This is a genomic window from Aeromonas salmonicida, assembly GCF_028355655.1.
Classification (GTDB): domain Bacteria; phylum Pseudomonadota; class Gammaproteobacteria; order Enterobacterales; family Aeromonadaceae; genus Aeromonas; species Aeromonas salmonicida.
Window position 1 is genome coordinate 1549965 of the sequence record NZ_CP110645.1, and the last position, 18618, is coordinate 1568582.

Here is an 18618-nt window from a genome sequence, read left to right on the forward strand (position 1 = left end):
GGCTGACGCACTGTTTCAGCGTGCTTGCAAAGGCCATGGTTCAGCCCTGGTATTTGTCGATCATCGATGTCACCGCCGTCAGGGTTTACACCGGATGGCTGAAACGCTGCTCGATGATGCCGCCGCCCAGGCACACTTCCCCGTCATAAAAGACGGCGGATTGACCCGGGGTCACGGCTGCCTGTTTCTCGTCGAAGATGACCCGTATGGTCTCGTCATCGATGGGCTGAATGAGGCAGGGGATGTCCTGCTGGCGATAGCGTGTTTTGACGGTGCAGCGACGCGGTGCGCGGATCGGGGTGCGATCCACCCAGTGCAGCTGGCTGGCAATCAGGCCGTCTGAGTAGAGACGCGGGTGCTCGCCCTGCGCCACCACCAGGGTGTTGCGCTCCACTTCTTTGTCCACCACGTACCAGGCCTCTTCGGTGGCGTCTTTGCGACCACCAATGCCGAGCCCCTTGCGCTGGCCCAGGGTGTGGTACATCAAGCCCTGGTGCTCGCCGATCACTTTGCCGTCCACCGTTTCGATGGGGCCGGGCTGGGCGGGCAGAAACTTGGCTAGGAAATCCTTGAATTTGCGCTCACCGATGAAGCAGATACCGGTGGAGTCTTTCTTCTTGGCGGTGATGAGATCCAGTTGCTCGGCGATGCGGCGCACCTCCGGCTTCTCCAGATCGCCCACCGGGAACAGGCTCTGACCCACTTGCTTTTCGCTCAGGGTGTAGAGGAAGTAGCTCTGATCCTTGTTGCTGTCGAGACCGCGCAGCAGGCGCGGGTGGCCTGTGCTGTCGTCACGGCGCACATAGTGGCCGGTGGCGATGTAGGTGGCACCCAGCTCTTCGGCGGCAAATTCGAGGAACGCCTTGAACTTGATCTCCTTGTTGCACAGGATATCCGGGTTCGGCGTGCGGCCTGCCTTGTACTCTTCCAGGAAGTGCTCGAACACATTGTCCCAGTACTCGGCAGCAAAGTTGATGGTATGCAGCTTCATACCCAGCTTGTCGCAGACGGCCTTGGCATCAGCCAAATCCTGGGAGGCAGAGCAGTACTCGTCCGTGTCGTCTTCTTCCCAGTTCTTCATGAACAAGCCTTCGACCTGATAACCCTGCTGCTGCAGCAGGTAGGCCGAGACGGAAGAATCCACGCCGCCGGACATGCCGACGATCACCTTGATTTGGCTGTTGTCTGTCATTAGTCGAAGTTACCAGTTCGTTTAAACGGGGCGTATTCTACCAGAGTTTTGCGCCCTCGGTCACATCTCCCTGTCCGCTTCCCCTTGAGGGGTAGCAAGGCAGGAAATCGTTTTTCTGTTTGTCGGCACCATGATGAAAAAATGGTGCCAAACGACCTCATATGGCCTGTTCACGATCTGTCACGAGAGGCCGGAAGCTCGGTAAAGAGCAGCGCAGGAACCGGAGTGTGTAAATACACATGAGCTTTCCTGATTACAAACAAGCGAGCAGCACATGAGCCTTGATCACGGCCTCGCAGTAAGATCGTGGGCAGGTTCTCAAATAAAGGCCTTGAGCGCCGACAGTGGCAAGCGGGTGCCCCCCAGATAATCCTGAATGCACTGCCACACCAGGGGACTGCGCAGGGCCGGTTTGCACTCGGCTATCTCCTCCAGGGTGAGCCAGTGGCAGGCCAGCACATCGCCGTCAGGATCCTCTGGATGGTGCTGACCCGGCGCCTTTTCAAGGTCGAAGATGACGGCAGTGCGCACAAAGGTGGCCTCGCTGTCGGCCGGTTTGTAGAGATAGACCCCGAGCCAGGCGCTGGGCGTGGCGGTCAGTCCCGTCTCTTCTTTGAGCTCGCGGCAGGCCGCTTCAATCAGGTTTTCACCCGGTTCCACATGGCCGGCAGGCTGATTGAAACGGCGCTGGCCCTTGATCTCTTCTTCCACCAGCAGGAAACGACCCTGCCAGTGCACCAGCGCCGCCACCGTCAATCTGGCCGGCATTCTCTCTTCCATCGGCGGGCGATCCATCATGATGACTCCTTGTCTGTGGTGTGACGGGCAGGACGGCGGGCCGTGCCGCGACCGCTGCTGCGGGGTTTGCTCTCGGCAGGAGGACGAGAGCCAGCCTGGTCGATGGCTGGTTTGCCTGCGCTGCGTGGCGGGTTTTTCCGATTGGACTGGGCCGCTCTGCGTGGTCTGTCGCCCGCAGGTTTGGCGGCGCTACTGCCGGTTTGAGACTTGCGCGGACGAGCAGGCGATACCGGTGCCAGCTCGGGGGCAGGCAGGCTGTGGCTCTGCCCGGGGGCCAGCCCGTCTTCTTGCCAGTTACCCAAGGTCCAGTCGCCGATGGCGTAGCGGATCAGGCGCAGTGTGGGGTGGCCGATATGGGCCGTCATGCGCCGCACCTGACGGTTGCGCCCCTCTACTATCTTGATCTCGAGCCAGCGGGTGGGGATCTCCTTGCGCTCGCGGATCGGCGGATTGCGTGGCCACACATCGGGCTCATCCATGAGCCTTGCCTCGGCGGGGAGTGTCATGCCGTCGTTGAGTTCAACCCCGGCGCGCAGGGCGGCCAGTTTCTCTTCGCTCGGTATGCCTTCCACCTGCACCCAGTAAGTCTTGGGCGTCTTCTCCCCCGGCTGGGTGAGGCGAGCCTGCAACTTGCCGTCGTTGGTGAGCAGCAAGAGCCCCTCGCTGTCGCGGTCCAGCCTGCCGGCGGCATAGATGCCGGGCTCCTTGATGTAATCCTTGAGGGTCTCCCGTCCTGCTTCATCGGTGAACTGGCACAGCACCATGTAGGGCTTGTTCAGCAGCAACAACTTGCGATCGGCGGGGTCCACCCGCGGTTTCTGCCCGACCTGTTCAGCCTCGTGTGCGTGCCGGGTGCCGGCCCGTGAGCGTGTCAGACCAGGCCGGTTGGCGTCATCTTGTGGGGTGCGCTCAGCGGCGGTCGTGCGGCCTTGGAGGGAGAGACGGGGGCGGGCAGATTTCATCGCATGCATACCAAAAAAAGGGGATGCCGGAGTGTATCACAGGGGGCCGCCGCCATGGGGCATGTGGGGCTTGTTCGCCTAACTCAACAGCCCTTCGATGACGATGGCCTGACGGGCGGGGGCCGAGCTTGCGTGCAAGAGCGCCGTGCTGACCACCTCGTCCATCATGGCGCGAGCCAGCCGGGTGAGGGGGCGCAATTGCTCGGGGGCGAGCCCGGCCGGGATCGCCAGCAATATGATGGTCCGTACCGGCCCGAGCGCCGATCCCCACTCGATGGGCTCGGCGCAACTGAGCAGCGAGAGGGCGGGCTGGCGGATGGCGGGGCAGATCACGTGGGGCATGGCGAGGCCGGGCCGTATGATGGTGGCAGCGACCTGTTCGCGCTTGGCGATGGCCTGCTCAAGCGCTGGTCTGTCGCGTACCAGCTCGGCGGGCAAGAGATCGACCAGCACCCTCAGGGCCAGGGATTTGTCCAGCGATGCCGCTGCGTGCCCCAGCTGGGCGAGGGAAAAACAGTAGTCGGGCTGGGCGAGGCCAAGGCGCTGCTCGGCCGGGGCGGCGCTTCCCGGTCTGCCAAGGGGCTGGCCCAGTTCCACGCACCAGCAGGTGAAGGCCATGTGGGCCAGCTCCGCATCCAGCCCTTCGATAAGCAGCAGACAGAGATCGCCGGGCTGGGTGGCCAGGGTGAGCAGGGAGAGCTGGCTGGTCGCCTCCACGCGTTGGCGGCGGGTGACATTGATAAGCTGAATATGGGATTTGAACAGCCCGGCCAATCGACTCAGCTGCTTGGCCTGGGTGATGGTCAGCCCTAGCCGGCAGAAGAAGGTGAGCTCGCGGGTGAGCATTCAGACGCCGACGGTGGCGGATTTGAGTACGGCGCTGGCATTGAGCAGCACGGATTCCAGCGATACCTGGCGAACCGTGCAACCAAGGAAGCGATCCTTCTGCTCTATCTCGATGTCGGAGGCGATCAGCACCAGGTCGGCGCTGGCGATGTCCCGCGCGGTGAGAATGTTCTCCAGCCCCATGGCGCCCTGGGTTTCAACCTTGATCTTCAGCCCCAGCTTGTCGGCGGCTTTTTGCAGCGCCTCTGCGGCCATATAGGTGTGGGCTATGCCGGTGGGGCAGGCGGTGACGGCGAGGATCTTCATCGGTTCTCAAAGCAAATGGCGGTGGGGCAACAAGATAGCGCCAAGGGGCGGCTTTTGCCAAAGGCGTGGGGCAAAAATGGGATCTTGGCGGCGCACTGGTGCTGGCTTGCACAGGGATGGCGAGAGTCGGGATTCATCTGCTGACGGCGGGCGTGGCAATAAAAAACCGGCCCCACCAGAAGATGGGGCCGGTTGTATTCAGTTAACGCGGGTTCAGACGGATTGGGTAGCCAGGGTGGCGGCTTTCAGTTCACGCTTGATACGGCGGATCTTGCGCTCCTCGGCCACGGCCACGCAGGCCATCAACACAAGACAGGCGGCTGCGGCCATGTCCAGCGCCGCGAAGGTGCCGGCCCAGCCGGTCAGACCGAAGATGGGGGTGCCATCGGCGATCATGCCCAGACCCAGTTTGGCGAAGCTGTCACCGATGAGGTAGGCAAAGGTGCCCTTGACGCCATCGGCCACGCTGATCCCCTGCTTGGGTACGAAGCCGACGGCGGCCACGCCTATCAGCAGTTGCGGACCAAACACCAGGAAGCCCAGCAGGAACAGGGAACCCAGGAACATGAACTGGGTGGTGGCATGCTGGTAGAGACCCAGAGTGGCGATAATCAGCGCCAGTGCCACACAGGCCACCAGACCGCGACGACCGTTCGCCAGATCCGAGAGGTAGCCCCACATCAGGGTGCCGACCAGGGCGCCCACTTCGAAGAAGGTAAAGCCCTGGATGGCGATCTCCTTGGAGAAGCCCAGCTCCTGGTGAGCGTACACGGTGGACCACTGGTCGATACCGATGCGCACCACGTAGAGGAAGATGTTGGCAAAGCAGAGCAGCCAGATCACCTTGTTCATCAGCACGTACTTCACGAAGATCTGACCCTTGGTCAGCTTCTGCTCTTCGGTGGCGATGTCTTCTTCACTGGCCACTTCATCAAACAGCTCTTCCACCTTGCCCAGACCATAGGCTTCCGGTGAATCGCTGCCAAAACGCAGGCCGATAAAGCCGACAACCAGCGCGATCATGGACGGGAAGATGAACATGCCGAGCACATTGCCATCGAACAGGTAGTTGGCACCGAACAGCGCCACACCGGCCGCACCGGCACCGCCCACGTTGTGGGAGAGGTTCCACATACCGAGGTAGGTGCCGCGCTTGTTGCGAGGTGTCCATTTGGTGATGGTAGAGTAGCTGCAGGAGCCACCACAGCTCTGGAAGAAGCCGCTCAGGGCATAGAAGAAAATCATGAAGTAGAGGCTGAAACCCGTGCCGCCCATGCTGGCACTGAAGCCCAGCATGCAGAGGGCGGAGAGGATCAGCATCAGCGGCAGGAACTGCTTGGTGTTCTTGCCATCGGCATAGTAGGAGACGACCGTCTTGCCCACCCCGTAGGTGATGGAGAAGCCAAGGCCAATCATGCCAAGCTCGGTCATGGAGAGACCGTACTCCTGGATCATGTCGTTCTGCGCAATGTTGAAGTTCTTGCGGATCAGGTACATGGTCAGATAGCCAATAAATACAACCAGATAAGATTGCATAAACGGCTTGAACCAGAGCTTGCGCCGGGCTTCGACCGGCAGTTCCAGGGTCGGCACCCGGACCTGTTGGAGAAATTTCAACATCTTCGTTCATCCTCTGCGAGATAGACGGTATTTCCGCCGCGCCCCTCATTTTTTGGTTGGTGTCAGAGGTCACGCCACGGAAAGGACAACAGAAAGAGGTTGGACTGTGCACCTCGCTCCCCTGTCGATTGAACCCATGCCCGAACCTGCGCCACTGCGGGGATCGGGTCACTACATCAGGTAGCGTGACTTTAATGAGGCGCGGCGCAAATGGCGTGAGAGCCATCCCTAGGGGGATTAGGAAAATTTCCTAGTTTGGCAGGATCCGGCCATGAAGCGTGAAGAGGATCACACAGTGGCGGGCCACGGCGGGGCCATGCTACGAAAAAGAAGGGGGACCGCCCGGTAGCCAGGCTGGGCTGACGGGCGTGAGGCTGTGCTATGAGATGAGCAGGCCACCGTCAGCAGTATTGGCGGATATCTGAGGCCATAAAAGAGGCCACCCGCAGGTGGCCTCTTGTCGTATCAGTGCAAGAAGGGGATCAGGCCGCCTTGGCGAGTTCCACCCCGTCGGTTTTCTTCACCCGCAGCTTTTTCAGGGCAACCGCCACCACGCCGGTGACGATGGCGCCACAGATCATGCAGAGCAGGGCCAGCAGCGGCTTGTTGACCGCACCCAGCAAGGCGACGATGGGGCCACCGTGGGCCACGCTGTTGGTGATGCCAAACAGGAAGGCCATCACCGCAGCTGTCATGCTGCCCAGCACGTTGGCGGGGATGACGGCGAGCGGGTCACGGGCGGCGAACGGGATCGCACCTTCAGAGATACCCACCAGGCCCATGGCACCGGCGGCTTTGCCCGCTTCGATTTCGGAGGCATCGAAGATACCCAGCTTGCGGCCGAGCACGGTCGCAAGCGACATGCCGAGCGGCGCCGCTGGTATGGCGCAGGCCATGGCTCCCATAAACTGGGTCTGGCCGGAGGCTATCATGCCCACCGAGAACAGGAAGGCTACCTTGTTGACCGGGCCGCCCATATCAAAGCCGGCCATGCCCCCCAGCACTATGCCAAGCAGCACCAGACTGCCACCGCTCATGGAGAGCAGCATGGCGTTCAGGCCTGTCATCATGTCGGCAATGGGGGCGCCAATGATGAAGATGAAGACCGCAGCGATAAAGAGCGATCCAACGATGGGGGCGATCAGGATAGGCACCAGCGGCTGCACCATCTTGTGGTAGTGACGGGTGGCAATCCAGCGCACCAGATAGCCGACCAGCAGGCCCGCTATGATGGCACCGATAAAGCCGGTTCCTGCGTCAGCGCCGTAGAAGCTGCCGTTGTTGGCGATCCAGCCGCCGATAAAGCCCGGCGCCAGCGCCGGACGGTCACCGATGGCGTAGGCGATATAGCCCGCCAGTATGGGGATCATCAGGGTGAAGGCGGCCACGCCCACGTTGAGGATCTGGTTCCACATGCTCCCTTCCGGGATCTGCATGCCGCTCGGGGTCGGGTTGCCGCCGATGGCCAGCGCCAGCGCGATCAGCAGACCACCGGTGACGACAAACGGGATCATGTGAGAAACGCCGTTCATCAGGTAGCGATAGAGATCGGAACTGCCGCCCGTGCTCTTATCCTCTCCCTTCTTGTCCTCTTTGCCTGCCACATAGGCTGGCGCCTTCAGCGCCTGCTCAATAAGACCCTTGCCATCCTTGATGGGGGCTTTTACCCCAGTCTTGATGAGCGGCTTGCCGTTGAAGCGGGCCATGTCCACCTGCTTGTCGCAGGCCACGACGATGGCGCTGGCGCGGGCGATCTCGGCCGCGGTCGGGCTGTTCTTGACGCCGATGGAGCCGTTGGTCTCCACCTTCACCTCGTAACCCAGCTCCTTGGCGGCGCGTTCCAGCGACTCTGCCGCCAGATAGGTGTGGGCGATGCCAGCCGGGCAACCGGTGACACCTATGATGAAGCCCTTGCTGGTGGTCGGGGCAGCGGTTTGCTCCTCCTTGCGCTCCAGCAGCAGCGCCAGCGCGGCAGCCGGGGTCTTGGCGGCCAGCAACTTGGCAATGAAACCTTCTTCAATCAGCTTGGCGGAGAGCTCGGCCAGCACCTCGATATGGTGGTTGGCGCCACCGGCCGGGGAGGCAATCATGAAGAACAGCCGGGACGGCTTGCCATCCTCGGCGCCGTAATCGATACCGCTGCGGCTGATGCCGATGGCCACCGCCGGTGTGCTCACAGCCGCACTCTTGGCGTGGGGCAGGGCAACACCTTCTTCAAAGCCGGTGTTGTCCAGCTCTTCCCGGGCCCACAGGTCCTTGATGAACTGCTGCTCATCGCTGACCTTGCCCTGCGCGACCAGCAAGCGGGCCATCTCGCTGAAGACCTCCTCCTTGCTCGTCGCGTTCAAATCGAGATTGATCAGATGTTCGTTGATCAGTGTGGTGATCATGGCGCTCTCCCGCTCCCGTGAGGGAGCCTGTTGGCATGCCGCCCGTGCTGGCACGGCATGCAGACAAAATTGACCTCACTATTATCGCGCTGGTAGGCAAGCCTCCCTATCGGACAAATGTGCGAATGACTGGATTTTTGTGCGCTATCGCCCCGAGTGTGACCCCGATCTCACAGCAGACCTGCTGACAAAATAGATCTGAATGGAATCGCAGAATGATTTTATACCGTTAAAAATCAATTGATTGTGATGTTGTGCGCCGATACGTATCAGCCATGGTGCGGGCCTCCCCTTGGACGAGAGTCGCCGCCAACCTGTAAATTTGTGAGGTAAAAACGAGCTGCAGGGTGTGAGCCAACGCACATAAATGGTCCTGTTTCAGGGAGGTTAGGGTCGAGCGCAGAAGAGGAACGAGGAGATCAAAGTGAGGAAATGGGTTGAGCCATCGGTGCCAGACAGTTCACCACAACGAGCGAGTGAAACCACAGGCATGGGCACCGTAGCTTGTTTGATGGCAGGAAGAAGGCAGATGTGCAATGCGCTGTGCTTATTGCACCCTACCGGGTTAAGGTAATTACGCGAATGTCAGAGTACGCTTCGCTATTCGAGTTTACAGGTTAACTTTTTGCTATTGCTTCTGGGAGATAGAGCCATCGGATAAGAGGGCCTTTTCTAGATGCAAAGCGAATTTTAATCCAATCATCTTTCTGCGCGAGAATTTCTACTTTGTCATTATGAATAAGATAGGCTTTGGTCTTTGATGTTTCTTCAGGTGATGAGTAGAGAAAGACTTTCTCGGATGTGACTGACCAGAGGATTTTCTTGCCATCAAAGTCAATCGCAACGGTGTCAAGTTTTTCTCCCTTCTGATTAAACGTGTGCTCGTAAAGAGGGAAGGTATCTATCTCGGAGTTTTGTATCTGATACTCTGTTGTTTTATATAGCCAGATTTCACCTTGATCGTTATATCGGTAAGTGTCGTAATACCATACAGGACCGGAGCGGCAAGAGCTAACTAAAGAAAGATCATCTAATTGAACCACAAGGTTATAAAGATCCCCACAGGCAGATTTTGGTGTCGCCGAATCTGCAATTCTTAGCTCTTTAAACGCTGCATTCACATGTTCATATAAGAACACATAAAAAACATTATTGACCATGCCAAGAGAGTTAGTGATGGCAATATCCTTGTAACCATCAAAGTTGAAATCCTGTATGATTACATCGGACTCTAGATTATCATCAATAAATTTAAGCTGCTGTTTCTCTTTTCCTGCCGTTAGCAAGTAATAACATTCATCTTCTTTTTTTATTTCTATTTTTACCCCGTCAGTTAGAAAAATAGAGTCTATTCTTGCAGAGACGGGAAAGCATAATAGAAGAGTTGTAAGGATGATAAAACATTTCACATTGAGTATTTTCTTTTTGAGGTGAGTAATAAAAATATCACGCATGTCTTATTGACTGTCTTGAGTCGTTTTTATTAATGCAAGTTTGTTTTTATCAACAGTGTAATAATTGGTGTAGTAAATAAATGATGTATCATCTTTACTCTTCTCAACCTTGGTCGTTGTAAGAAGGCGGCTATCAATCTGGGGAGAATCTATCCATTCTCCCACACGAACATCAGAACCATCATTGATATCGTATGAGCTATAAGCATTAAATACCATATCAAGTACCTTACCCGTGCGCTTGTTGACAAGGACTTGATTATAACAACCTGATGAACCACATCCCCAGCCTGTTAGTACGTATTCTCCAGAATAAACAGGTTCTTGTGACAATGCAGCGGTAAGTCGGGTGCGGAATGTTCTGGCCAATTCCGAGTCTAGTGAAAGCTTGGCTGTCTTACCTTTATATACGGCTGGTGCCGGGTAGTCCTCTGTCCGAGGTGGCACTTGATATTCTGTTTCGCTACCAAATGTGGTTTGGCTGGATAATCCGAGGAGCAATAATAAGTAAATCACGCTTGCTTTCATAATATTTTGTCTTGATATTTAAATTTGTAGTTACATTGACTTTTTTTAAATATTACTTAACTCTTGTACTTCTCAACTCTTTATTTGGATTATGTGGCAAGCAGTTAACATATGCCTTAGCTGTATGATTATTCCCCATGTCATCAATAATTGTGCAAGTCAAGTTACAAGGTTTACCAAGATCACGACGCCAGATATGATGATGGGGTTGGTATTCGGCTTCAAATTCAGATGTTATCGTGGCAGAAATTACCCAGTGGATAGGTATTTTTTTATTTCCTAATAATTTAATAAATATTTTTGAGTATGATAGAGATATCATATTCAATTCATCTATATTTGGAGTTGCGACTTTGGTAATCAACTCTATAGAAACGACTTTCGACTCTACAGGTTCAATAGCTTTGTAAAGCTTTCCTAATCCCCAATATCCATCAATCTCATTGTTTCTACTTGAAAATGAATTGATGATCCCAGATGCTACACATATTAATTCTTTTCTATGCCCCATATTTATCCTCGACAGGACTAATCACTATCGTTGTGATCAGCGTTCAGATTTTAATGGTTAATGATTAGCTTGTAAAAATAGCTATTTACCTCTTGGCGAGTCGTGAAACGGCGCTTATCACTTTGGCATCGTTCAAACAGCTCGCGATGGAATTGGCAGGAGCTTTTGCTGGCTCGCTGCCCATATTCCGATGCCCACACCAGCAGTTTGTGAAAGTTATCTTCGGCTGCCATTGCATCCCGTTGCTTGGCGCTTTGTGACCCGCGCGATATCAGTGAATCATGGCATACAGACCAGTCGAGATCCAGAAATAGCAGGGTATCGGCGGCATCAAGCAGCTGTTCGGCCAGGGCACCAAATACCCCTTCGACCACCCATTCAGGGTCTTGGGCAAGTGTTTGAATAGCAAGGTCGATCTCATGTTGGGGCCTCTTTTGGTTAAAACCGCCCGGCTGCCATACAATGGTGTCCAGATTGACCTCACGGATATTTAACCGCTCAGCCAGCTGCGCTGCTAACCAGCTCTTGCCCGATCCCGAATTGCCAATAATCAGAATTCGTTTCATCCATCATCCTTTTATTGGTATCAAATGGCCTAATGTTGTTACTATCGGGATCTATGGTTAAATTAGGTCTCACTGCACATCTGAGTTATAGATAAAGGAATTTTAAAGTACACTCAGTGTATGAGCCAAGGTTCTATTTATGATTTGATTTTACTCATCAACCATCAGATGAATTTCTATTACACTGATTAAATTTGATTTCTTGCGTCTGTATTCATAGACAGCATAATTTTTATTCTCTTTGTCTTTTAGGGGAACAGGCGTTTCTGGTAGTTCCTTAACCAAAGTTATGCATTCTTTTGCGACCAAATTTTTATCAGCTAAATCACATATATTATCCATTAGCTTTAATATTTCATCTTGCACATCATCAATCTTCTCTACAATATCAGTGGCAAGCATAGCTCCTTTTGTTCCACGTTTAATGCTTTCCAACTTATTAAAAACTTTATGAATGGAGCCAATAATTCCAGTTCTAGCTTCCACTCTGATTATATCGTGGTGTTTGGCCTTCGTTTGATATAAAGATTCCGATATGATTGCATCCGATAGCCATTTTGCATCAGAGTACAGAAGTTGAAGGCCTTCTCTGAAATCTTTATAAGAACTAATACCTTGAAGTAGAAGCATTAGTGTGCCAATTACAGTCACACGAGCTTTGATTGAGCCATCTTCAAACTCAACATTGATATCAAGACCTTCAGATAAAAAGAATTCAGTGCGAGTCAAGGAAAATTTTCTTAAATGTTCCTTGAATGACTCCAACTGTTCATCTGTTTCCATTCCTCTCGGTTCGACATGAATATAAGCCTGGCTAATAATGTTTTTGTTTATATAATCTGCCATTATTCTGTCTCAATATTTGTTGGTGGTTTAATTGCCAAAAGTTTATTCTTAGACACTTACATCGACTTCAAACGTCCCTGAAAATGACGGTAAACATCATCGTTATTAAAACCACCAACATTCTAGCTGGCGAATATAAGTGGTGCGACTTCTTGTGACAGAACTGTAGGTTCGATTAGCTCTGCGTAATCGGACGTTCGCGAATATTTTATCAATATCTCGCTTGTTGGGCTTCGCTACGCTCTGCGCCAACCTACAAAACCCACGCTACCGCCCGTGGATTACAGCCTCCAGCCTGCTGCGGTAATCCGGCGATGTGGTGGATGGCGAAACGGCTGCACAGGGTTGTCTCTGCAAGGGTGGTTGCCAAGTGGAGCATATTAGTCGAGAGAGAGGTCTGGCAAAACTGTAATAGAGCAGAAATCTGCCAAAGATCAACAAATTGAGCATTACTGGGGCGATATCTGTTCTGTCGACGCGGTGGCAGGGGGGAAGGCTATCGCGCCTTGATGGGTACTGCAGGGCTCAATACTCAAGAAACTTCTCCCCGCAGCATTCGCAGATCAGATGCCGTACATGGGTGGTCTGATAGGCCAGGGTCTGGCCGAATACCGCGTTGGTCAGGAGGCTGGCGCGAAAGGCTTGCCAGAAGGTTTTGCGCGGATCCTTGGGCATGATGTCCTGGCTATGGTCGCGGGCAACCAGTACCACAAGATGGTTGGTTTTGACGCCACATTTAGCGCAAACATGTAGTTCAGTCTGGGTGGTCACTTGTGGCCTTCACTCTCGTATGGGGTGCCAATAGCATACGCTTGTCATGCACATATTACAGCTATGCAAGGTACGCCACCGCTCTTTATCTGGAGGCAGTCATGGCGTTTCCGGCGCCGATTAATATCGGAAGCGAAATATATCTTTCGGCGCAAATAGTAGACCAAGGTCACGGTATTGGCCGGTTGAATGCCGTAGCGTCGGTCGATGGGGTTGTTGTTGCAAAAGCGTCAGCAAAATTCATTGAGAAAAAAGTGAATGACAGGAGTTTTATTAATGAAGAATGACATCATGGTTTTACCAGAAATGGATATAGGCATCTCAACCGCCGATCGCCAAAAAATTGCAGATGGTCTGTCAGCACTGCTTGCAGACAGTTATACCTTGTATCTGATGACGCATAATTTTCACTGGAACGTGACCGGCCCCCAGTTCAATAGTCTGCACAACATGTTTATGGACCAGTACACGGAGCAGTGGAATGCACTGGATATTATCGCAGAGCGGATCCGCGCCCTGGGATTTCCGGCACCGGGTACCTACAAGGAATTTGTGCGGCTCTCGTCCATCAAAGAAGTGGAAGGGGTGCCTTGTGCCAATGAAATGATCAAGCATCTGGTGCTGGCACAAGAGGCTACGGCCAGAACCGCCAGAAAGTTGTTCAATCTGGTGGATGAGGCCAACGATCAGCCCACCGCCGATGTGCTCACCCAGCGCCTTGATGTGCATGAGAAGACGGCCTGGATGCTGAGAAGCATGCTCTCCTGACACAGTGTGCCTTGGCCTTGTGTGGCCAGCTGCAACGAGATCAATAAAAAGGAGCCCATTGGGCTCCTTCGTTTTTGGGGGTGGTAATTTCCTGTCCGCTGTCTCTTGGTCCATCCCTCTCAAGTTGGCGGTTAGCTTACCGCCACGGGTCAGGTGGCATTGGAAATGGGCTACCCTGGCCCTGTCTCCCCGAGTCTGGGATTGAGGGAGAGAATGCGGGTCTTGCTGACTCTGTGGCGATAGATCTCCCGCAGATAGAGCAGTGCCTTTTTCACCGACTCGCGGCTGAGGCGAATGTCGTTGATGGAGACGAACTTCTCTTTTTCCCGGATAAGCTCACGGTACTTCTTCTCGTACATGGGCTTGATGGCGTACCAGTTGGTATCGAGGATCTTGGCCGGGTTCTCGAACTCGTTGAGCATGCTGTCGAGCAGCTCTTCGTTCCACTCCTCGTTGCAGATCATCTCGATCACCACCTTGTCTAGGTGATCGTCGAAGCGATAGTGATCCTTGGCAAAGCAGCGCTTGATAAAGGCCACTATCAGTGTCAGGAAGTCATCGCTCAGACAGGGGCTCTTGACGATCAGGGTGGTGAGGGAGATGTTGGCCGACGCACCTATGACCAGGGCATAACGCTTGAGGGTGGTATTGGGAAAGAGCCCGTTGAGGTGTGACTTGAGCCGGTTGAGATCCATATAGGAGAGCTTGTACTCCTTGGGCAGGGAGATGATCGACACCACAGAGGAGCAGTTCTTGAAGAAGTGCAGCTCGTTGAGGTGGGCCGGGTCATGGCCGCTTTTCACATAGTCGTCCAGATACTCCCGATAGTTGCCAGCTTCGATGGGCAGCAGGCTGATCCCCTCTATGGCCTGGGTCATCTTGTTGAAGTGGGGCAGCTCGATGGATCGAATGAAGAGGTCGTCCACATTGAGCCCGCCCTCCTTGTCAAACATGCCGCCGGGGGGCGAGATGGACTCGGCATAAGCCACCGCCACCGGCCCCGCCAGACTCATGAAGAGGTCGTTGGCATCGAGGCGAATGGTCTCGCTGATGTCGATGCCCGCCCGGCGAAAGTAGTTCTCGTCGTAGTCGGTGGTGACGGCCTGGGCGGTGAGAATGTTGAAGATCTGCTGGGAGATGTACTGGTTGGCGTACTTCTCCATGGTGTTGACGTCAACGTGCTGGATCTCGCCATCGTCGCTCTCTTCGGCGTAGCGCATGATGTCGTTGGAGATCAGCATCATGGCATTCCAGGGCCTGATCCGCTTGAGCATGCTGGCATCGCACGCCTGCTCGTTGTCGAAGTGATAGGAGAAGTCCCACTCCTCGGCCAGGTACTTGCACAGCAGGCGCCCGGCGTTGATGTGCAGCGCTTCTGAAATCTCGATGCCCCGATCACAGATATTGGGCAGTATGCAGATGCCGCTGGTGAAGATGGGATCGAACATGAAGTGCTCCCCGAGGGAGAGGTGCTCCTCCTCTTCTGACGGGGGCGAAAAGGTCTTGCTCATGTAGGAGTACTGCTGGGCCAGCCCGAATTCGGAGGCCATGCCGGAGCCGGTGCCGCCCCCGGCACTGAAGATGTAGAAATAGAGGCGTGACTGGTTAGCCTTGATGCCGCAGGAGTCCACCAGATAGGTATGGATCGCCTGCCACTCGGAGTTGGCGAAGTAGTGGGGGCTCTTGTTGAGAATGATCTTGGCCAGATACTGACCCAGGATGGGGGCGTTCCCCGCGCCCCCGGCATGGATCTCCGACAAGTCCATCACCCGCATCTTGGCGTAGTCGCGCAAGGAGCCACCTTCGCCGCTGCGATTGGAGTGGCGGATGCGGCCATCTATGTCCTTGTCCAGGTCCCCCAGCATCACCATGGGTTCGATCAGAAAGACAGGGCGGGCGCCATTGCTGGGCAGTCGCAGGTTGCGGCGGATCCAGCTCAAGGGGCCAAACTCCTTCTCCCGCTTGCGCTGCTCCTCGCTGTTGAACTCGTTCATATAAAAGCTGCGGGCGTTGTAAACCAGCGAGGCGACATCCTGGGCGATGTTGGAGCCGCAGCGCCCCAGCCCCACCAGGCAGACGGACGGAAAATTGTGCGGCACTGTGGTGCCGGTTTCGTTATCCCCCGGGGCGGTGGGGAATACAGCACTGCGAAGCTGCTCAAGATTGTCGAGAATGCGGGCCAGGTCCCCCTCTGTGTAGTAGAGATAGCGGTTGCCGGCGCTTTGCTCATCATCCGTGCTGGTGGGCAGCAGATCAGTATGCTCTGTCATGAAACAAGATCCCTCTTTGGCGGCGAATGTATATAAATCAGCAGCTTTTGCACTGCCTGGTAACTCTAGATGATAAAAAGCGAGGGGGCGGTGAGAGGGAAGTGAGAGTTGTCACTGTGTGATCATGGGCACAGCAACTGGCCACAAATCCATGAGTTCGTTTTTCATGCGTGCAGCAAGAGTTGGGCTGACTGGGAGAGTGACCTGCCATCCATTGGCTGGTTACAACTGCTGATTGGGCCACAGCGCAGCCTGTGCCTGAAAATGGTGGCAAGGGCGCTCAACCTCGTTCCGGTAGCGTGCCAGATAGCCCAGCTCGGCGGGATTATCTGTCTCAACCATGGTGATGTAGGCATCTGTATGCTGGTTGTGATAGCAACGTTCACGTTTTCATAGAAGGAAGGGGGTGAGGAATGGACCGGCAGGGGACAGTGCTGATGGCATTTTCAGAGTGACACATCAGGTGTTCTTCACAAAACCAAAACAGAGACACTCACCCTTTTGTGGGCTGATTATGCGTTCTTTAAAACGTGATTTATAAAATCGGATTTTTTCCGGCGATAGTCATCTTGTGACTGGCCTTCACAAGACATTTTGAGTGCATTGTATTGCTGAACCAGTGACGGAGCGGCGCGCAATTTATCACGAAAAATCAGAAAAAATTCAAATTCAGAGCCATTGGCCATCAGCTGAAAAGCAACGTCATCACCCGACGTTGACTCCAGCATACACAGTTCCGATGTTCTCAAGGTATCGGCTTTTTCTTGAAAACCCAATGTCGTCAGGAGCTGGATAGCTGCATTGAGTTCGTAACTTTCCACGCCGATAAAAATATCAAGATCGCTTTTAGATATTGCCAGCGGAATTGAAGAGGCACCAACGTGCTCCACTCTTGCCTGCGGAAGCAAATTTTTAACTTTGCGCTCGTATCGAAGAAACCGCTCGTCACAAGATGTTTGATATTGTTCAGCACTGTAAAACTTCATATTTCCTCCCAAGGCATAAGGTTTGATACCAAAACTGGGACACCCACCTTCCTGTGTGCTGGCTATACAGCGTCTTGCTCAGAAATGTGGATGTCCTGATTTCCCTCCACTTAAGTGGCTGGCAACGCAATACCACTAAACTCAAATATAACAACCGTAACCACTTCAGCTCAATGGGATTGGAAACGCCACGCGTTGACAGTCCCTCTTGAGGCGTCTGTTACGCGTTGAAGCCTTTGATTAAGCTCCCATAAGGTTATTTTGTTTGAGTCATATTTAAAATATTCACTAGCCTCTTGGAAGCTACACCAACGAAATTTTGTATGCTCATTTGATAGTTGTGGCTCAGCAGACACCCGAACTGAGAAAGAATATTCAGGTACTACAAACTGATGATTAGCCCAATTTTCATGACCAGCATAGTACACCTTGGGAAGCATACACATTGAGTCAAGCTGCTGCCAATCACAGCCAATTAAACAGGTTTCTTCTTTAAGTTCCCGTTTTGCCGCCTCAAGAGTGGATTCGTTATCTTCACCACCGCCTGAAATAGCTTGCCAAGCCCCATTGTCACTTCGTTGTCCGATTAAGTAACGAGGTTGTTCATTGAGGATTTGATACGGAAATACTAATACTTGAAATGGCGCTCTCATTGATTGTTCCTCTAATCGCATAACGCCCGCTTAAGGGGAAAGGTGAGTATCATCATTTTTATTCTTCACGTTCACTTCACCGAGCGGGGGTAGGGTAGGCACCAGTTTTCAGTTGGAGCTTTTCGATATGCCTACCATCATCACTCACGCCGCCGTACCTCTCTGTCTTGGACTCGGGCTTGGCAGCCGGATTATTCCGCCGCGCCTGCTGCTGGCGGGTGTTGCCATCGCCATGCTGCCCGATGCCGATGTGCTCGCCTTCAAACTGGGGGTCGCCTACGGCCATGTCTTTGGCCACCGCGGCTTTACCCACTCATTGCTGTTCGCCTTTACCCTGCCCACTCTGGCCATGCTGTTTCACCGCCAGCTTAAGGCCAGCGCCGCCACCGTCTGGTCGTTTCTGCTGGTCTCTCTGCTCTCCCACTGCCTGCTCGATTCGCTTACCACTGGCGGCAAAGGGGTTGGCTGGCTCTGGCCGTGGCGTGACGAGCGCTTCTTCGCCCCCTGGCAGGTGATCCGGGTCGCCCCCTTCAAGCTGGAGGCCTATCTCACCGCCCGGGGTGCAGCGGTTATCCTCTCCGAGCTCTACTGGGTCTGGCTGCCGGGGGTTGTATTAATGCTGGGATTGATGGGGTGGCGGGTGTGGAGGGGTTCTCAGTAGATGTTGAGACTGGCGGCCAGGTGATGAAGATAGTCATAACTGTGCCACTGCACGGTGCAGAGGGTGAGCAGTGCTGAGGCCCCCAAGGCACCTTGATCCCAGTGCCGGAGCAATATCCACAGGGCATGCAGTATGCAGAGACCCAGACTCGCCAGATAAATGATGGCCAATGCCACTTCAATCAAATCCGATATGCCAGAGGGGTTATTTGATTGTGATAAAACAGGTCATAGCCAAAGGCGCGAAATCCGAGTCTGATCAGAAACAGGAAGGTGTAGAGAATGGCCAATCGTTTTGTTTTTCGGTTGATATTTATCACACAACTTCTCAAATATCCTAACGCTAACTTTTGGGGCTGAGATGCAGCAGAGCTAGGACACCCATCATTTTGAATGTTGGCTATGCCATGTCTGGTTCAGAAAGGTGGGTGTCCCAGGTTTGTGTTCTGACAAAGAGCCCAAATAAAAATAAGGACGAAGTATCAGTAATG

20 protein-coding genes are annotated in these 18618 nt (G+C 54.0%); 3 read left to right on the forward strand and 17 right to left on the reverse strand.

Features of this window, described 5'->3' with window-relative positions; translation table 11 throughout:
- Window positions 1–85: 85 nt before the first annotated feature.
- The 13 genes from mnmA to ONZ54_RS07610 form a co-directional block, all read right to left on the reverse strand.
- Window positions 86–1192 (reverse strand): tRNA 2-thiouridine(34) synthase MnmA, encoded by a 1107-nt coding sequence (mnmA, locus tag ONZ54_RS07550; protein ID WP_005319178.1) that lies wholly within the window; start codon window positions 1190–1192, stop codon window positions 86–88.
- A 318-nt stretch (window positions 1193–1510) separates the two neighbouring features.
- Window positions 1511–1990, reverse strand: coding sequence for an NUDIX hydrolase (locus ONZ54_RS07555; protein ID WP_034524276.1), 480 nt, complete (start codon window positions 1988–1990; stop codon window positions 1511–1513).
- Window positions 1987–2952 (reverse strand): pseudouridine synthase, encoded by a 966-nt coding sequence (locus ONZ54_RS07560; protein ID WP_416995607.1) that lies wholly within the window; start codon window positions 2950–2952, stop codon window positions 1987–1989. The genes ONZ54_RS07555 and ONZ54_RS07560 overlap by 4 nt, the downstream gene beginning before the upstream one ends.
- A gap of 78 nt (window positions 2953–3030) precedes the next feature.
- On the reverse strand, window positions 3031–3798 hold the full coding sequence (locus tag ONZ54_RS07565; RefSeq protein WP_131729779.1) for a PTS sugar transporter subunit IIA: 768 nt from the start codon (window positions 3796–3798) through the stop codon (window positions 3031–3033).
- Window positions 3799–4104: a PTS fructose transporter subunit IIB gene (locus tag ONZ54_RS07570; protein WP_059168635.1), complete on the reverse strand. Its 306-nt coding sequence runs from the start codon at window positions 4102–4104 to the stop codon at window positions 3799–3801. It abuts the gene before it with no gap.
- Window positions 4105–4317: 213 nt separating this feature from the next.
- Entirely contained in the window at window positions 4318–5724 is a 1407-nt protein-coding gene (gene uhpT, locus ONZ54_RS07575; protein ID WP_059113923.1) for a hexose-6-phosphate:phosphate antiporter, read from the reverse strand.
- Between the two features lie 482 nt (window positions 5725–6206).
- Window positions 6207–8114, reverse strand: coding sequence for a fructose-specific PTS transporter subunit EIIC (locus ONZ54_RS07580; RefSeq protein ID WP_271787828.1), 1908 nt, complete (start codon window positions 8112–8114; stop codon window positions 6207–6209).
- 617 nt (window positions 8115–8731) lie between these two features.
- Window positions 8732–9568, reverse strand: coding sequence for an XAC2610-related protein (locus tag ONZ54_RS07585; protein ID WP_271787829.1), 837 nt, complete (start codon window positions 9566–9568; stop codon window positions 8732–8734).
- Window positions 9569–9571: 3 nt separating this feature from the next.
- Entirely contained in the window at window positions 9572–10096 is a 525-nt protein-coding gene (locus ONZ54_RS07590; protein ID WP_271787830.1) for a hypothetical protein, read from the reverse strand.
- A gap of 52 nt (window positions 10097–10148) precedes the next feature.
- Complete coding sequence (locus tag ONZ54_RS07595) at window positions 10149–10607, reverse strand: hypothetical protein (RefSeq protein ID WP_271787831.1); 459 nt, start codon at window positions 10605–10607, stop codon at window positions 10149–10151.
- 50 nt (window positions 10608–10657) lie between these two features.
- Window positions 10658–11173: a P-loop NTPase family protein gene (locus ONZ54_RS07600; protein WP_271774531.1), complete on the reverse strand. Its 516-nt coding sequence runs from the start codon at window positions 11171–11173 to the stop codon at window positions 10658–10660.
- Window positions 11174–11323: 150 nt separating this feature from the next.
- The gene (locus ONZ54_RS07605) at window positions 11324–12019 is read right to left on the reverse strand and encodes a hypothetical protein (RefSeq protein WP_271787832.1); all 696 of its coding nucleotides are present in this window, start codon (window positions 12017–12019) and stop codon (window positions 11324–11326) included.
- 525 nt (window positions 12020–12544) lie between these two features.
- The gene (locus ONZ54_RS07610) at window positions 12545–12790 is read right to left on the reverse strand and encodes a hypothetical protein (RefSeq protein WP_271787833.1); all 246 of its coding nucleotides are present in this window, start codon (window positions 12788–12790) and stop codon (window positions 12545–12547) included.
- A gap of 101 nt (window positions 12791–12891) precedes the next feature.
- Here ONZ54_RS07610 and ONZ54_RS07615 point away from each other — a divergent pair, with 101 nt between their 5' ends.
- Complete coding sequence (locus tag ONZ54_RS07615) at window positions 12892–13077, forward strand: hypothetical protein (RefSeq protein WP_271787834.1); 186 nt, start codon at window positions 12892–12894, stop codon at window positions 13075–13077.
- Window positions 13067–13558, forward strand: coding sequence for a Dps family protein (locus tag ONZ54_RS07620; RefSeq protein WP_058394249.1), 492 nt, complete (start codon window positions 13067–13069; stop codon window positions 13556–13558). Before ONZ54_RS07615 ends, ONZ54_RS07620 begins: the two co-directional genes overlap by 11 nt.
- Window positions 13559–13728: 170 nt before the next feature.
- On the opposite strand, the gene ONZ54_RS07625 is transcribed toward ONZ54_RS07620, so the two are convergent.
- From ONZ54_RS07625 to ONZ54_RS07635, 3 genes are all read right to left on the reverse strand, one after another.
- The gene (locus ONZ54_RS07625; protein WP_021141219.1) at window positions 13729–15828 is read right to left on the reverse strand and encodes a hypothetical protein; all 2100 of its coding nucleotides are present in this window, start codon (window positions 15826–15828) and stop codon (window positions 13729–13731) included.
- A 512-nt stretch (window positions 15829–16340) separates the two neighbouring features.
- Window positions 16341–16814: a GrpB family protein gene (locus ONZ54_RS07630; RefSeq protein WP_271787835.1), complete on the reverse strand. Its 474-nt coding sequence runs from the start codon at window positions 16812–16814 to the stop codon at window positions 16341–16343.
- Window positions 16815–16984: 170 nt separating this feature from the next.
- Window positions 16985–17467: an NUDIX hydrolase gene (locus ONZ54_RS07635; RefSeq protein ID WP_271787836.1), complete on the reverse strand. Its 483-nt coding sequence runs from the start codon at window positions 17465–17467 to the stop codon at window positions 16985–16987.
- Window positions 17468–17594: 127 nt separating this feature from the next.
- On the opposite strand from ONZ54_RS07635, the gene ONZ54_RS07640 reads away from it, so the two are divergent.
- On the forward strand, window positions 17595–18128 hold the full coding sequence (locus ONZ54_RS07640) for a metal-dependent hydrolase (protein ID WP_271787837.1): 534 nt from the start codon (window positions 17595–17597) through the stop codon (window positions 18126–18128).
- Here the strand turns inward: ONZ54_RS07640 and ONZ54_RS07645 are convergent.
- The gene (locus tag ONZ54_RS07645) at window positions 18122–18298 is read right to left on the reverse strand and encodes a hypothetical protein (RefSeq protein ID WP_265458630.1); all 177 of its coding nucleotides are present in this window, start codon (window positions 18296–18298) and stop codon (window positions 18122–18124) included. The genes ONZ54_RS07640 and ONZ54_RS07645 overlap by 7 nt on opposite strands.
- Between the last annotated feature and the right edge of the window lie 320 nt (window positions 18299–18618).

Coding starts and splice junctions, on each gene's coding strand:
- ONZ54_RS07560 (WP_416995607.1), bottom strand. CDS start 2,952: ATGAAATCTGCCCGCCCCCGTCTCTCCCTCCAAGGCCGCACGACCGCC.
- ONZ54_RS07600 (WP_271774531.1), bottom strand. CDS start 11,173: ATGAAACGAATTCTGATTATTGGCAATTCGGGATCGGGCAAGAGCTGG.
- ONZ54_RS07630 (WP_271787835.1), bottom strand. CDS start 16,814: ATGAAGTTTTACAGTGCTGAACAATATCAAACATCTTGTGACGAGCGG.
- ONZ54_RS07625 (WP_021141219.1), bottom strand. CDS start 15,828: ATGACAGAGCATACTGATCTGCTGCCCACCAGCACGGATGATGAGCAA.
- uhpT (WP_059113923.1), bottom strand. CDS start 5,724: ATGTTGAAATTTCTCCAACAGGTCCGGGTGCCGACCCTGGAACTGCCG.
- ONZ54_RS07615 (WP_271787834.1), top strand. CDS start 12,892: ATGGCGTTTCCGGCGCCGATTAATATCGGAAGCGAAATATATCTTTCG.
- ONZ54_RS07590 (WP_271787830.1), bottom strand. CDS start 10,096: ATGAAAGCAAGCGTGATTTACTTATTATTGCTCCTCGGATTATCCAGC.
- ONZ54_RS07595 (WP_271787831.1), bottom strand. CDS start 10,607: ATGGGGCATAGAAAAGAATTAATATGTGTAGCATCTGGGATCATCAAT.
- ONZ54_RS07640 (WP_271787837.1), top strand. CDS start 17,595: ATGCCTACCATCATCACTCACGCCGCCGTACCTCTCTGTCTTGGACTC.
- ONZ54_RS07605 (WP_271787832.1), bottom strand. CDS start 12,019: ATGGCAGATTATATAAACAAAAACATTATTAGCCAGGCTTATATTCAT.
- ONZ54_RS07570 (WP_059168635.1), bottom strand. CDS start 4,104: ATGAAGATCCTCGCCGTCACCGCCTGCCCCACCGGCATAGCCCACACC.
- ONZ54_RS07555 (WP_034524276.1), bottom strand. CDS start 1,990: ATGATGGATCGCCCGCCGATGGAAGAGAGAATGCCGGCCAGATTGACG.
- ONZ54_RS07580 (WP_271787828.1), bottom strand. CDS start 8,114: ATGATCACCACACTGATCAACGAACATCTGATCAATCTCGATTTGAAC.
- ONZ54_RS07565 (WP_131729779.1), bottom strand. CDS start 3,798: ATGCTCACCCGCGAGCTCACCTTCTTCTGCCGGCTAGGGCTGACCATC.
- ONZ54_RS07585 (WP_271787829.1), bottom strand. CDS start 9,568: ATGCGTGATATTTTTATTACTCACCTCAAAAAGAAAATACTCAATGTG.
- ONZ54_RS07635 (WP_271787836.1), bottom strand. CDS start 17,467: ATGAGAGCGCCATTTCAAGTATTAGTATTTCCGTATCAAATCCTCAAT.
- ONZ54_RS07620 (WP_058394249.1), top strand. CDS start 13,067: ATGAAGAATGACATCATGGTTTTACCAGAAATGGATATAGGCATCTCA.
- mnmA (WP_005319178.1), bottom strand. CDS start 1,192: ATGACAGACAACAGCCAAATCAAGGTGATCGTCGGCATGTCCGGCGGC.